This is a genomic window from Sneathiella sedimenti (assembly GCF_017313765.1).
Taxonomy (GTDB): domain Bacteria; phylum Pseudomonadota; class Alphaproteobacteria; order Sneathiellales; family Sneathiellaceae; genus Sneathiella; species Sneathiella sedimenti.
Map to the genome: position 1 here is coordinate 498,546 of NZ_JAFLNC010000002.1, position 13,687 is coordinate 512,232.

The 13,687-nt window shown below is 57.1% G+C and carries 12 protein-coding genes; 6 read left to right on the forward strand and 6 right to left on the reverse strand.

Annotated elements, in window-relative coordinates:
- Nucleotides 1-2: 2 nt before the first annotated feature.
- Nucleotides 3-929 carry a histone deacetylase family protein gene (locus J0X12_RS07520; RefSeq protein ID WP_207043795.1) on the reverse strand — a complete coding sequence of 309 codons (927 nt, stop codon included), beginning with the start codon at nucleotides 927-929 and terminating at the stop codon, nucleotides 3-5.
- Between the two features lie 122 nt (nucleotides 930-1,051).
- Here J0X12_RS07520 and J0X12_RS07525 point away from each other — a divergent pair, with 122 nt between their 5' ends.
- From J0X12_RS07525 to J0X12_RS07540, 4 genes are all read left to right on the forward strand, one after another.
- Entirely contained in the window at nucleotides 1,052-2,149 is a 1,098-nt protein-coding gene (locus J0X12_RS07525; protein WP_207043797.1) for an efflux RND transporter periplasmic adaptor subunit, read from the forward strand.
- Nucleotides 2,149-5,259 carry an efflux RND transporter permease subunit gene (locus tag J0X12_RS07530; protein ID WP_207043799.1) on the forward strand — a complete coding sequence of 1,037 codons (3,111 nt, stop codon included), beginning with the start codon at nucleotides 2,149-2,151 and terminating at the stop codon, nucleotides 5,257-5,259. Before J0X12_RS07525 ends, J0X12_RS07530 begins: the two co-directional genes overlap by 1 nt.
- A 131-nt stretch (nucleotides 5,260-5,390) precedes the next feature.
- A complete protein-coding gene (locus J0X12_RS07535; RefSeq protein ID WP_207043801.1) occupies nucleotides 5,391-6,128 on the forward strand; it encodes an SDR family NAD(P)-dependent oxidoreductase in 738 nt (245 codons plus the stop codon).
- Between the two features lie 14 nt (nucleotides 6,129-6,142).
- Entirely contained in the window at nucleotides 6,143-6,577 is a 435-nt protein-coding gene (locus J0X12_RS07540) for an ester cyclase (RefSeq protein ID WP_207043804.1), read from the forward strand.
- 24 nt (nucleotides 6,578-6,601) lie between these two features.
- Here J0X12_RS07540 and J0X12_RS07545 read toward each other — a convergent pair whose 3' ends face one another.
- Together J0X12_RS07545 and J0X12_RS07550 are read right to left on the reverse strand one after the other, a co-directional pair.
- A complete protein-coding gene (locus tag J0X12_RS07545) occupies nucleotides 6,602-7,012 on the reverse strand; it encodes a BLUF domain-containing protein (RefSeq protein WP_207043806.1) in 411 nt (136 codons plus the stop codon).
- Nucleotides 7,013-7,048: 36 nt separating this feature from the next.
- Entirely contained in the window at nucleotides 7,049-8,452 is a 1,404-nt protein-coding gene (locus J0X12_RS07550; RefSeq protein WP_207043808.1) for an aspartate aminotransferase family protein, read from the reverse strand.
- Between the two features lie 142 nt (nucleotides 8,453-8,594).
- Here J0X12_RS07550 and J0X12_RS07555 point away from each other — a divergent pair, with 142 nt between their 5' ends.
- Both J0X12_RS07555 and J0X12_RS07560 read left to right on the forward strand, forming a co-directional pair.
- Entirely contained in the window at nucleotides 8,595-9,518 is a 924-nt protein-coding gene (locus tag J0X12_RS07555; protein WP_207043810.1) for an alpha/beta hydrolase, read from the forward strand.
- 94 nt (nucleotides 9,519-9,612) lie between these two features.
- Nucleotides 9,613-10,626: a glutathione S-transferase N-terminal domain-containing protein gene (locus J0X12_RS07560; protein WP_207043811.1), complete on the forward strand. Its 1,014-nt coding sequence runs from the start codon at nucleotides 9,613-9,615 to the stop codon at nucleotides 10,624-10,626.
- A gap of 3 nt (nucleotides 10,627-10,629) precedes the next feature.
- On the opposite strand, the gene J0X12_RS07565 is transcribed toward J0X12_RS07560, so the two are convergent.
- The 3 genes from J0X12_RS07565 to J0X12_RS07575 form a co-directional block, all read right to left on the reverse strand.
- Nucleotides 10,630-12,057: an NAD-dependent succinate-semialdehyde dehydrogenase gene (locus J0X12_RS07565; RefSeq protein ID WP_207043812.1), complete on the reverse strand. Its 1,428-nt coding sequence runs from the start codon at nucleotides 12,055-12,057 to the stop codon at nucleotides 10,630-10,632.
- A gap of 88 nt (nucleotides 12,058-12,145) precedes the next feature.
- A complete protein-coding gene (locus tag J0X12_RS07570; RefSeq protein WP_207043813.1) occupies nucleotides 12,146-13,057 on the reverse strand; it encodes a sterol desaturase family protein in 912 nt (303 codons plus the stop codon).
- Nucleotides 13,044-13,472: a hypothetical protein gene (locus tag J0X12_RS07575; protein ID WP_207043814.1), complete on the reverse strand. Its 429-nt coding sequence runs from the start codon at nucleotides 13,470-13,472 to the stop codon at nucleotides 13,044-13,046. Before J0X12_RS07575 ends, J0X12_RS07570 begins: the two co-directional genes overlap by 14 nt.
- Nucleotides 13,473-13,687: the final 215 nt, after the last annotated feature.

Genomic DNA, 13,687 nt, shown 5'->3' on the forward strand with positions numbered 1-13,687 from the left:
TCTTAATCCCGGAGCAATGCTTTCACATGGGCATGGGAACCATCGGCTAGGCCCTCGAGATCATATCCGCCCTCGAGGGCGGAGACAACGCGACCGGACGCATGTTTGTCCGCGAGGACCATCAGTTTCTTTGTTAGCCAGCTATAATCGGCACCAGTCAGTTTGTGATTGCCAATAGGGTCCTTTTCATGGCCGTCGAAGCCCGCGGAAATAATCACCAGTTCGGGGCGGAAGGCCTCCAGTGCCGGAAGGATCACTGTGTCATAGGCTTCGCGAAAGGCGCGGGAGCCCGATCCGGCGGCGAGCGGAACATTGACGATATTGCCAACGCCCGTTTCACTGGCATCGCCCGTCCCGGGATAGAAGGGCGCCTGATGGGTGGACGCGTAGAACATCCCCGGATCTCTCTCGAAAATCGCCTGGGTGCCATTGCCGTGATGCACATCGAAATCGACGACAGCGATCCGCTCAAGGCCGTATTTCTTCCGCGCGTAATAGGCCCCGACAGCGACATTGTTATAAAGGCAAAAGCCCATGGCGCGATTTGCCTCCGCATGATGACCGGGCGGGCGGATCGCGCAAAAGGCGCTGGACTGCGGCGTCTCCATCACGGCGTCGATGGCTGCAACAACCGCGCCTGCGGCATACAGGGCCGCTGTTTGCGAGCCTGGCGACATCTTTGTATCGGGGTCGAGATCAATTATCCCGGCGACCGGCGCCCGCGCCGTGAGATGATCCAGATGGGCTTGCGTATGGGCAAGGGCCAGCTGTTCCCGCGAGGCGAGCGGGGCTTCCCGTCGCACCAACGTCGGGAAATTTTCCGGGTCCAGCTGATGCAGGACAGCGCGTAGACGATCCGCCCGCTCCGGATGCCCGGTACCGGTGTCATGAAACAGACAATCACGATGTGTAAAAAGATAAGTCGTCATGCGCAGCCAATCCTGTTTTTCCAAAATTGATCAATTTTATGTATGTGCAGATATTTTTGTTGCTTTTCAAGCAATTCAGCCTCATTTCTGTTAAGATGCGTGCAGAGTGAAATGTAATACAAATGAACAAAACAGCACAATTCGCCATCATAGTGGTAATTGCCGCGCTGGGCTATGGCGCCTGGCACTATCAGGACCAGCTCCCCTTTATTGGCGGCGGGAACGGTGAAGCACAGGCTACCAAGAAGCCCCAGCGACCACCCCAGAAGGTTATTGTTTCTGCAGTTACCAACATGGCTTTGCCCCGTACTATCACAGCGATCGGGACAGCGAAAGCCAATGAATCAGTTGTTATAACGTCGAAAGTCTCGGGAAAAATAAACAAGCTTGATTTCGGAGAAGGCCAGAAGGTGAAGGTTGGTAAGCTGCTGGTCCAGTTGGACGATACGGAGCTTCGGGCCAACCTGACCGAATCGGAAGCGGCGCGCGACAACGCGCAGAAGCTTTATGACCGGGCGCTCAAGCTTTATGCCACCCGCAATGTGGCAAAGGCCCAGGTTGACCTGCTTCTGTCCGAACTGCAGGCGACTGAGGCCGCCGTCTCGGCCGACAAGGCGCGGATCAGCGACTACCGGATTGTGGCGCCATTCTCCGGAATTCTGGGATTTCGGGAGGTGAGTGTCGGCTCGCTTGTACAGCCCGGCGATGTCATTACAACGCTGGACGATATGGATACGATCAAGGTCGATTTCGAGCTGCCGGAAAGCTTTATCGCGGATGTCAGCCCGGGCCTGAAATTTACGGCGAAAAGTGTGGCCTATCGCGATCGGGTGTTTGAGGGCGAGGTAAACACCATTTCCACCCGCGTGAATGAATTCACCCGCGCCGTCCGGATACGAGGTTCCGTTCCGAATGAGGACGGGCTGTTGAAACCGGGGATGTTCCTTTCCGTCGATCTGCAGATCAGTGTCGATGAAGAAGCCCTGGTGGTATCCGAAGAAGCAGTTATCCTGACCATTGCCGGTCCGATCGTGTATCGGGTGGTTGACGGGAAAGCCGTGCGAACGCCAATTAAAATTGGTCGGCGTATCAGAGGGTTCGCAGAAGTTCTTGATGGCCTGGATGAAGGCAGTGAGGTCATTATCGAGGGGCTCCAGAAAGTTAAGGATGGTGCGCCGGTTCAAGCCAGTGCGGCAATTGCTACTTCTGAGGCGTCGTAATGCGGTTACCCGATCTCGCCATTAAACGTCCGGTTCTGGCCATCGTTTTTTCGGCGGTTCTGGTCCTTTTCGGCCTGTTTTCCTATCAATCCCTGAGCGTTCGTGAATATCCGGATATCGACAGCCCGAACGTCTCGATCCAGACCGGTTATCGGGGCGCGTCGGCGGAAATTATCGAAAGCCAGATAACCCAGGTGATCGAGGATGCGGTTGCCGGAATCAGCGGTGTTGAGCGTATTTCCTCCACCAGTCGCGAGGAATATTCGACAGTCAATGTGGAGTTTGCGCTCAGTCGGGATATCGAATCTGCAACGAACGATGTGCGTGACCGGATTTCCCGCGTTGTCAACCAACTGCCTGAAGAGGCAGATTCCCCGCGCATCTCAAAGTCCGAGAGTGACGCCCGGCCGATCCTCTGGTTGTCGCTGACCAGCAACCGGTTGAACCAGCTGGAACTGACCGATTATGCGGAGCGGAACCTTGTCGATCCCCTGTCGACCGTGGATGGTGTCGCGCAGATTCGTATCGGCGGGGCCCGCCGCTATGCCATGCGAATATGGCTCAATACGTCGGCCATGGCGGCGCGCGGCATAACGATTTCCGATATTGAATATGCCATTCGCGAACAGAATGTCCAGATTCCCTCCGGCCGGATTGAATCGAACATGCGTGAATTCAGCATCAAGACGCAGTCCGACCTGAGAACGCCCGAGGAATTCCGCCAGATCATCGTCTATGATTATGGGGAAGGGCGGGTGCGGCTCGGGGACGTGGCCGAGGTTGAGGTCGCCGCGGAGAATGACCGCACAAACCTTCGGGTGAACGGACAATCGGCTATTGGCCTCGGCGTGATCCGGCAATCCGGCGCCAATGTGCTGGAAGTTGCCAATGGGGCGAAAAAGATTGTCGCGCAGTTGCAGAACAATCTCCCCCCTGGCCTGAATATCAAGGTGTCCTACGACCAGTCGGTCTTTATCAGCCAGTCAATCAAGGAAGTGTTCTTTGCCCTCGGCATTGCCATGGTGCTGGTTATCCTGGTCATTTTCTTCTTTTTGCGATCAATTGCGGCGACCTTTATCCCGGCCGTCGCCATTCCGGTGTCGATCATTGCCACGCTGACCATCCTTGGCGCGCTCGATTATTCGGTGAATGTGCTGACTTTGCTCGCCCTGGTGCTGGCAATCGGCCTTGTCGTGGATGACGCGATTGTCGTGTTGGAGAATATTCACCGCCGTATCGAGGAGGGGGAGCCGCCGCTTCTCGCCGCGAGCCGGGGGGCGAAGCAGGTGGCGTTCGCCGTGGTAGCGACGACGATCGTCTTGATCGCTGTCTTTATCCCGATATCCTTTCTTGATGGCACGACGGGCCGTCTGTTCCGGGAATTCGGTGTTGCCGTTGCCGCCGCAGTGATGTTTTCCTCCTTCGTTGCGTTGACCCTGACACCGATGCTCTGCTCGAAGCTGCTGGTAGAGGCGAACAAGGAAGGCTGGTTCTATAAGTCAACTGAACGGCTTTTTACTGGCCTCGCTAGAATGTACGGAAGCGCTCTGAAATGGACGCTGAAAATACCGTTTGTGATCGTGGCGATCGCCATCGGATTCTCGGCGTTGGCCTTTAATTTTTATGAGATTATCCCCAAGGAGTTTGCTCCGACGGAAGATCGCGGTGTCTTTTACATGCCCGTGAAGGGCCCTGAAGGGGCCACCATGGAGTATACGCGCAATAACGTCGACAAGGTGGAGGCTGTCCTGAAACCTCTCCAGGAAAGCGGGGAGGCGTCTCGGCTTTTTGCCTTCCTTGGCACTTTCCGCCAGCCGGGACCCGTGAATGAGGCGTTCATGCTGGTCGGGCTCGTCCCCTGGGAAAAGCGGGAACGCTCACAGCAGGAAATCGTCAATGAGGTATTTCCCAAGCTGCTCGCCATCCCCGGCGTCCGGGTTTATGCGATCAATCCGGCCAGTCTCGGCCAGCGGGGATTTTCCGCGCCGGTCCAGGTTATTGTGGGAGGTCCGTCCTATGACGTGATCAATGAGTGGGTGGATCGGGTGATTGCGCGTGCGGAGGAGAATCCGCAACTGCTTAACGTCGACAAGGATTTTGAGGAAACCCAGCCGCAGATTCATGTGGAAATTGACCGGGCCCGTGCCTCCAATCTCGGAGTCACCATCGAGACCATTGGCCGGACGCTGGAAACCCTGATGGGCGCGCGGAACGTCACCACCTATGATCAGGGGGGCAAGCAGTATGAAGTGATCGTTCAGGCCCGAAAAGAGGACCGCAGCAGCCGGGATGATCTGTCAAACGTCTATGTCCGCTCCGAGGTGGCTGACAAGCTCATTCCGATTTCGGGGTTCGTGACTTTGAGTGAGGAGGCAGGGCCGGGTGAACTTAATCGCACGGACCGGTTGCGCACGGTCCAGATTTCGGCATCGCTTGGACCCGACTATACGCTGGAAGAGGCCCTTAACTACCTGGAGACCATCATCCGGGAAGAAGCCGGGGAAGACGCGAAAATCTCCTATGGCGGACTCAGCCGATCCTACAAGGATTCCAACCAGGCGCTGATCTTTACCTTTGTCACCGCACTTCTGGTGGTGTTTCTAGCCCTTGCCGCGCAGTTCGAAAGCTTCATCCATCCGATGATCATCATGACGACGGTGCCTCTGGCGATTACGGGGGCGCTCGGCTCGATCCTGCTGGCCGGATTGACGCTCAATATCTACAGCCAGATCGGGATGATCATGCTGATCGGGTTGACGGCGAAAAACGCGATCCTGATTGTCGAGTTCGCCAACCAGCTCCGGGATGAGGGCGCCGATATCCTCTCTGCAATTCAGGAAGCAGCGATTATCCGGCTCCGGCCCATCCTGATGACGACGATTTCAACGGCGCTGGGGGCAGTGCCGCTTGCCGTTGCGACCGGTGCGGGCGCGGAAAGCCGGGAGGCGATCGGCATTGTCATCATCGGTGGCATGATATTCTCGACCATTCTGTCGCTGTTCGTGGTGCCGGTGGTGTATATCCTGTTGGCCCGGTTCAGCCGCCCCTCCGGGTACCTCGCGGCCAAGCTCAACGAGCTTGAAACCGCTCATTCCGATGTTCATAAGTAAGCACATAAAACAGGGCAGCCCGATACTATTCTGCGATGGGCGGTAATCACTGTTCCATCGCGGGCCCTGCGCGGGTATGATAGGCGGGGCCTTAAACTTTGGGCTCCTTAATTATTCAAGGAACGGATTACATGTCGGACAAGGGGAAAGTTCTTTTGCTGACCGGCGCGAGCCGGGGAATTGGCCACGCTACGGTCAAACGTTTTAGTGCCGCGGGGTGGCGAGTGCTAACGGTGTCGCGCCAGGAATTTTCCGAATATTGCCCTTGGGAAGGCGGCGAGAAGGACCATTTGCAGATCGATCTGTCTGATATTGCCGCCTTGCCGACTGCAATCGAGGAAATCCGTGAAAAGCTGGCGGGCTCTCCCTTGCATGCGCTGGTGAATAACGCAGGAGTGTCGCCAAAGGGGCCAGACGGAGCGCGGTTCAATACGCTCAACTCCTCTTACGCCGACTGGCTGCATGTCTACAATGTCAATCTTTTCGCGCCGCTTATGCTGGCACAGGGGTTGTTTGACGAACTGGTTGCCGCCAAAGGCGCGATTGTCAATGTGACCTCGATCGCAGGCGGGCGGGTCCATCCCTTTGCAGGCTCGGCCTATGGCACATCGAAAGCGGCCCTTTCCGCGCTCACGCGGGAAATGGCGGCGGATTTCGGTCCCCATGGGGTGCGGGTCAATGCCATTGCGCCCGGCGAGATTGACACGTCGATCCTGTCTCCGGGTACGGAGGACATGATTGAGGATATCCCGCTCCGGCGTCTGGGAAAACCGGAGGAAGTCGCCTCCACCATTTATTTCCTCTGCGATGCGCCCTCATCCTATGTCACCGGCGCGGAAGTCCATATCAACGGCGGCCAGCATGTATAGCCGGGAATGAGACGTTGAAAAGTCCTGAAAACTATCTGACACGGTTGATCGAGCGGTTCTATCATGAGGCATGGAACGCGAAGGACGAGGACTGCGCGCGCGAGATTTTGCACAAGGATTTCGATTTCCGGGGGTCGCTGGGGCCGGTTCGGACCGGGCCGGAAGGGTTTATCCAGTATATGCACGAGCTGTGGGTCGGCCTTCCCGATTTCCGGTGCGATATCGAGGATGTGGTGGACGCGGGTGATAGCGCCGCCGCCCGGATGAGATTTTCCGGCACCCATAAGGGCATGTTCTACGGCGTTCCCGGTTCGGGCAAGACAATCATCTGGGCGGGCGGTGCCTTCTTCAAGGGCGATGGGAAGCAGATCACGGCGCTTTGGGTGCTCGGCGATATTGACTCCATAAAGCGGCAGCTTGGCCCGTCGGCCAGCTCAGACTTTGTCTGATCCCGAGGCGCCTCGCGACCGTCTTTAGGCGTTAAAGGCTTTAAGTGCCGTCATCGCGATATGCGGGTTGTCAATGATGGCCTGGTCAGTGAAGCGGCCGTTCTTGATATGGACGAACCCGGGGATCTTGGCCAGATCGTCCGCATTGACCGCGCGATACCCCATCGACCAGCCCGGAAAGTTGCGCTTTTCTGTTTTGCCCTTGCGCAGCAGGATAAGCCCCTCATGGCGGGGATCCTGCCCGATCCGGGCATAGGTCATTTCGATAGCTTCCGCACGCCCTTCCAGCACCTGCATGAAGCTCCCCCCCTTGTAGAGCAACATGCCGGTGATATTGTCGGCGGTATTGCGGGACCGACTTTTTTCCAGGATCGCCATCAGCTCCGCCTCATTCAAAAGATGGCGGGCTGTACTCACATAAACGAGATAGTGCATGTTCACGCTCCTCTCGTGGCGGCGGGATAGAAAAGCTTAGACTTCCTGCCAGTTCTCCCTGAACGCCATCGCGGCGACGTCGTCAAGGCCCTTGGTAAAGCGGTCGAACATCTCGTCGATTTCGCTTTCCGTGATGATCAGTGGCGGACAGAGCGCGAGGTTGTCGCCGGCGACGGCCCGACTGATAACGCCGGCGTCCTGCATGGCCTGTGCGGTTTTCGGGCCCGCCTTGTATTTCGGATCGAAGGACCGCTTTGTCTTCTTGTCGGCCACCAGCTCGATCGCGCCGATCAGGCCCATTGAGCGGACTTCCCCGACAAGCGGATGATCGGCAAGGGCATTGAACCGTTCGTTAAAGCGTTTGGAGACATGGCGCACATGGCCAAGGATATTGCGTTCCTCCATCAGCTCCATGGTCCGCATGCCGACAGCCGCCGGCACTGGATGGCCGGAATAGGTGAAGCCATGGGCGAAGGCACCATGCTTCTCGCTCTGCTTAACCATTCCATCGAATATATCCTGCGATACCATCACCGCCGAAATTGGCAGGTACGCGCTGGAAAGGGCTTTCGCGCAGGACAGGATATCCGGCTGTATATCGAAGGTCTGCGATCCCCACATCTGTCCCGTCCGGCCAAAGCCGCAGATCACTTCATCCGCGATCATCAGGACGTCATACTTGCGCAGCACTGCCTGGATCTTCTCGAAATAGGTGGCAGGCGGGATGATCACGCCCCCGGCGCCCATGATCGGCTCGGCGATAAAGGCGGCGACAGTGTCCGGCCCTTCCTTCAGGATCAGCTGTTCGAGGTCATCGGCGCAGCGGGCGGCGAATTCCTCCTCCGTCTCGCCATCCTTGCCATAGCGGTAGTAATGCGGGCAGGAGGTATGCAGGATATTCTTTATCGGCAGGTCGAAGTCATTATGCAGCGGCGGCAGGCCGGTCAGACTCGCCGCGGCGACGGTGACGCCGTGATAAGCCTTCTGGCGGGAGATGATCTTCTTTTTCTCCGGCAGACCGCGGCTGTTGTTGTAATACCAGACCAGCTTTACGACCGTGTCGTTCGCTTCCGATCCGGAATTGGCGAAAAAGACTTTCGAGAAGGGGGCCGGGGCAATCTCGAGCAGTTTTTCCGCGAGGCGGATTCCGGGCTGCGTCGATTTGCTGGCGAAGGAATGATAGAAGGGCAGCTTGCGCATCTGCTGGATGGCGGCTTCGATCAGTTCTTCCTCGCCGAAACCGAAGGAGGCGCACCACAGACCGGCCAGCCCCTCGATATACTCCTTGCCGTTTTCATCGAAGACATTGATGCCCTTGCCCGTCTCGATAATCAGCGGGCCATCGGTGAGATGGGTGGAAAGGTTTGTATAGGCATGGATCAGGCTTTTCGCATCGCGGGCGGCAAGCGAATTTCCCTGAAGAAGGCTAGGGCTGGTCATCACAAAGTCCTCAGTTAAGAATTAGGAACGTTGTTATATTTGTAGAGCTAATATCAAGCTGCTGTCAAAGGACGTTTACAACTATCTTGTCTCCCTTTCCGGTCCATGGCTTAATAGGCGAAATAATCGGGGAAGTGGTCGTATGAGTGAGTATTTTACCTATTCCGGTGCAGACGGGCTGCCCATCCATGTGTACCGATGGATGGGCGAGAAGAAACCAAAGGCGATTGTACAGATTGCACATGGCATGGCGGAACATGGGGCCCGTTATGAGCGTTTCGCCCAGGCCCTGAATGAATTCGGATATATTGTCTATGCCAATGACCATCGCGGCCATGGCCATACAATCCCAGAGGGGGACGCGCCGGGTCATATGGGCGATCAGGATGGCTGGAACAAGGCGGTGGAGGATCTCTATCTGCTCAACCGGAATATCGCGGTGGAACATCCGGGTCTGCCCATCCTGATGCTCGGTCATTCGATGGGCTCCTTCATGGTGCAGCAATATATGAGGCAACATGGCGAGACGATCGCTGGCGCCGCGCTCTCCGCCACCAACGGGCCACCGGGGGCGCTGGGGCGGATCGGCCAGCTCGTTACCCGGTTTGAGAGGCTGCGGGTGAGCGCCAGGGGACACAGCCCGGTTATGGCGGGAATGACCTTCAAGGCCTTTAACAAGCCCTTCGCGCCCAACCGGACGGAATTCGACTGGCTCTCCCGCGATGAGGCAGAGGTGGATAAATATGTCGACGACCCGCTCTGCGGCTTTGATTGTACTGTAGCTACTTGGCTCGGGCTGCTGGATGCGCTGACGCGGGTTGCAAGCCCGGCCGCGATGAAGAAGATGAACAGGCAGATGCCGATATTTGTCTTCAGCGGCAGTGAGGATCCGGTAGGGGAGAACACGACCGGCGTGAAGCGACTGCTCGCGGCCTATCATCGGCACGGCTTTACGCGGGTCACGCATAAATTCTATATCGGCGGACGGCATGAGATGCTGAACGAAACCAACCGCGATGAAGTGACGACGGATTTTATCGCCTGGGCCAACAGCGTCATCGGCTGATACATTTCGCCTATATCGTGTTGTTTGTTGCGCTGGACAGTGATTGATCGATGCCATAAAGTTTTTCCGCCCTCAATAAACAAGGAAAAACAATATGAGCGGACAGACCCAGGATCGTTACACCCTCATTGGCGGCAACGCCTCTCCCTATTCGCTGAAAATGCGTTCCCATATGCATTATCGGCGACTGCCTTTTAACTGGATTCTCCGGACCACGGAAAATGATCACCTTCTGGAGGGATTGCGTCCGGTACTCGTGCCGGTATTGCAACTGCCGGAGGATGGCAGCCTGCATCTCGACAGCACGCGGCTCATCTACATGCTGGAGGAACGGCACCCGGATGGCCGCTCCGTCATTCCCGATCATCCCGCCCATGCCTTCCTTGCGCATCTGGTTGAGGATTTGGCGGATGAGTGGGTCACCAAGATGATGTTCCATTACCGCTGGACCTATGACGCGGATATCCATTACGCCAGCCGCTGGATCGCCGATGATCGGTCCCCCGGCGATACAGAGGAGGAGCGGGAGAAATTCGCGGCATTCTTCGCCGACCGTCAGATCGGTCGTATGCCGCTTGTTGGCTGCACCCCGGAAAACGCCCCGGTCATCGAGGCGGGCTTCCATCATATCCTGGCGCTGCTGCATGCGGATGTCGGCCAGTATAAATATCTGTTCGGGACGCGACCTTCCATTGCCGAGTTTGGGCTCTATGGGCAGCTACGGACGCTCTCCATCGACCCAACCCCGATGTCGATTATGCGGAAAGAGGCGCAGCGGGCGGAAAGTTGGCTGAGACAGCTCGATGACGCGTCGGGCATTGAAGGGGACTGGTATGCTGTTGGGGACCTGCCGCCGATGACGAAGGGGCTGATCACCTATAGCGCGGAGGTTTATCTGCCGTTCCTCGCTGCCAATGCGGCTGCTATCGGACGGGACGAGGAAACCTTCTCGGTCGAGCTTGATGGCAGGACCTATTCGCAAGGGGTCTTTAGATATCAGGTGAAATGCCTTGGCGAATTGAAGGCGCGTTATAAAGCGCTCCCCGAGGAGGCCAAAGACATTGTGGGTGACCTGATCGGGGAGGCGGGCATTAAAATTCTCAGCTAGGCTCTAAATTGAGAAGCCGCCAAGCTTGGTTTCAAGATATTCCATGATCCCTTCCTTGGCGCCTTCACGACCAAGCCCGCTGTCCTTCATGCCGCCGAAGGGGGCAGCGGCGCTGGTCGGGTTGATATCGTTAATGCCGATGATCCCGAACCGAAGCCCTTCGAACATCCGCATGGCGCGGGAGATGTCGCGGGTATAGACATAGGCCGCGAGGCCGTATTCCGTATCATTCGCCTTTTCCAGCACTTCGGCCTCACTCTCGAAGCGGATGATCGGCGCGACGGGGCCGAAGGTTTCCTCGCGATAGATCAGCATGTCTTCCGTGACATTGGCGAGCACGGTCGGTGCATAGAAATAGCCCTTATCGAGATTGTTCGATTTGAGTGCGACACCGCCGGTCACCAGCTCGGCGCCTTTGCTGATGGCGTCCTGCACCTGCCGGTCCACCTTGTCGATGGCGGCCTGATTGACGAGCGGGCCGATGGCGACCCCATCCTCGAACCCGCTGCCGGCTTTCATCTTGGAGACCCGCTCCTCGAACGTGGCGACGAACTGGTCGTAGGAACCGTTCTGCACGAAGAAGCGGTTCGGGCTGATGCAGGCCTGTCCGGTGTTGAGGAACTTGACGAGGGAGCCGCCTTTGGCCGCATGGGCCGGGTCCACATCCTCGAACACCACAAACGGCGCATGACCGCCGAGTTCGGCCGAGACGCGCTTCATGTTGGCGCTGGCCTGCCCGGCAAGCATCTTGCCGACATTGGTGGAGCCGGTGAAGGTGAGCTTGCGGACGGACGGATGGCTGGTGAACACCTCACCAATCGGTTTCGGGTCCGCTGTGGTCACGAGATTAACCACCCCTGGCGGAAGGCCCGCAGCCTCGAAAATCTCGAACATGGCGATGGCGCAGAGCGGTGTGGCTTCAGCCGGTTTCAGGACGATGGTACAGCCAGCCGCAAGCGCCGGGCCGGCTTTGCGGGTAATCATGGAGATCGGGTAGTTCCAGGGGGTCACTGCCGCCACCACGCCGACCGGCTGATGCAGCACCATGAACCGCTGATCCCCGCGAGAGGAGGGGAGGATTTCGCCGTTCACGCGCTTGGCTTCCTCGGCATACCAGAGCAGGAAATCGGCGCCATACTGTACTTCATTGCGGGCAGCTTTCAGTGGCTTGCCCTGTTCCTCGGTCATGATGCGGGCAAGATCCTCTTTCCGCTCGATCATGATCTGGTAGGCTTTATAGAGATAGGCGCTGCGCTGGTAGGCGGTGGTTTTCGACCAGTCCCGGAAGGCCGCATCGGCGGCCTCAACGGCGCGGGTTGCTTCGGCGGCGCCACCATCGGCCACGGACTTGATCACCTCTCCCGTTGCGGGATTAAAAACATCGAAGCTGTTGCCGCTGTCCGCCGCAATCCATTTTCCATCAATATACATATTATCCTGAGACCTTTCGCATCGGCAGGGAACTTGTGTGGTTGAATTTTCGCGCAGTCTAATGATTTATCCGCGCCAGTAAAGCATATCAATCTGCGGCATCAGCCGTTTGCCCCGCCAGTCGTATCCGCTCGCGCTCCTTGATCATCCGGGAGGTGAGGCGGGAGCCATCCTCGCTCCAGCCGGGCGGACCAAAGATATACATAAAGGCGGCCTTGAAGCTCTTTGCATGGAAAAGATCGCTGAATATCCCGACCCATTCATGAAAGGCGATGATCAGCGGGTTAAAACTCGCGATCTGCTTGACAATACCATAGCGGCAGGGCTCGGCCTTGTCTTCGGGGACGAAGCTGCCGAACAGCTTGTCCCAGATGATGAAAATGCCGGCGTAGTTTGCGTCGAGATATTTCGGGTTGGTCGCGTGATGTACCCGGTGGTGGGACGGTGTGTTCATCACGGCCTCAACCGGTTTCCACATCCTGTCGATGGCCTCGGTATGGATCCAGAACTGGTAGACGAGGCTGATCCCCTTCTGGAAAAGGATCAGCGCGAGTGGAAAGCCGATGAAGGATAGCAGCAGCCAGGGTATCCAGGTGCCGATAAATGCGCCGGTCCATGTCTGGCGGAGGGCTGTGGTCAGATTGTAATATTGCGAGGAATGATGATTGATATGCGCCGCCCACCAGATGCGATGCTCATGGCTGAGACGGTGGAACCAGTAATAGACGAAATCCTCGGCGAACAGGATCAGCACAAAGGCCCACCAGTGATAGCCGATGTCAAACAGGCGATACTGATAGACCCAGAGCGCCACCGCCCCGACAATCCCGAAATTCACGAGCCCTATGGCGAAATTGCCGAGGCCCATCAGGAGGGAAGCGGCGGAATCGTGCATCTCGTAATTGGATTTCTTTGGTGCATAGCGACCGATCGCTGTCTCGATCAGGATCAGCAGGACAAAGGCCGGGATGGCGAAGGTGACCGGGTCAGGCAGCTGCATCTTTTTCCCCCTTTAAATAGTCCTTCACCATCTGGCGGTCTGCTTCCCCGACCGCGAATTTCACCGGCGGAAAGGCAAACCCTTGCCGCGGGATTGAGAGGATGGTCGTGCCCTCACGCCAGTCGCATTTTAAAAGCATATCCTGTCCCAGCATCTGCAGCACCATCTTGGCTCCGAAACTGCGGATGAGTCCGATCCCCTTACCATTCTGCCATTCGACGAGCGCGTAACGCCTATCCTCGCTGATAACGAAACTGACAATTTTCTCGCCAGGTTCCTGCCCGGCAAGAAATTGCGCCAATGTTTCGGGCGCCAGTTCAGCCTCCCGCCGCCCTGCAATCAGCCGGATGGCAATGATCAGCAATAGCACGGCGCCTGCCGCCGCAGGCAGAAGGATCAGCGGATCAATGGCCATTCCCGGTGTCCCATGATTCTTGGTTTTCGGCGCTATTGTTACAAAAATTACAGCGGTTTGACAAAATTCGCGAGACCAGGCTGACGAAAGCTCGCCAATCCCCTACGTAAACCTGTCCGGCCGGCGGTGAATCCTCGCGAATCTCAAAGAGCCTTTACCTGACGCGAGTGCGGTTTTATGCTGACTTTATAGTCTAACAAAAACAAACATGGGAT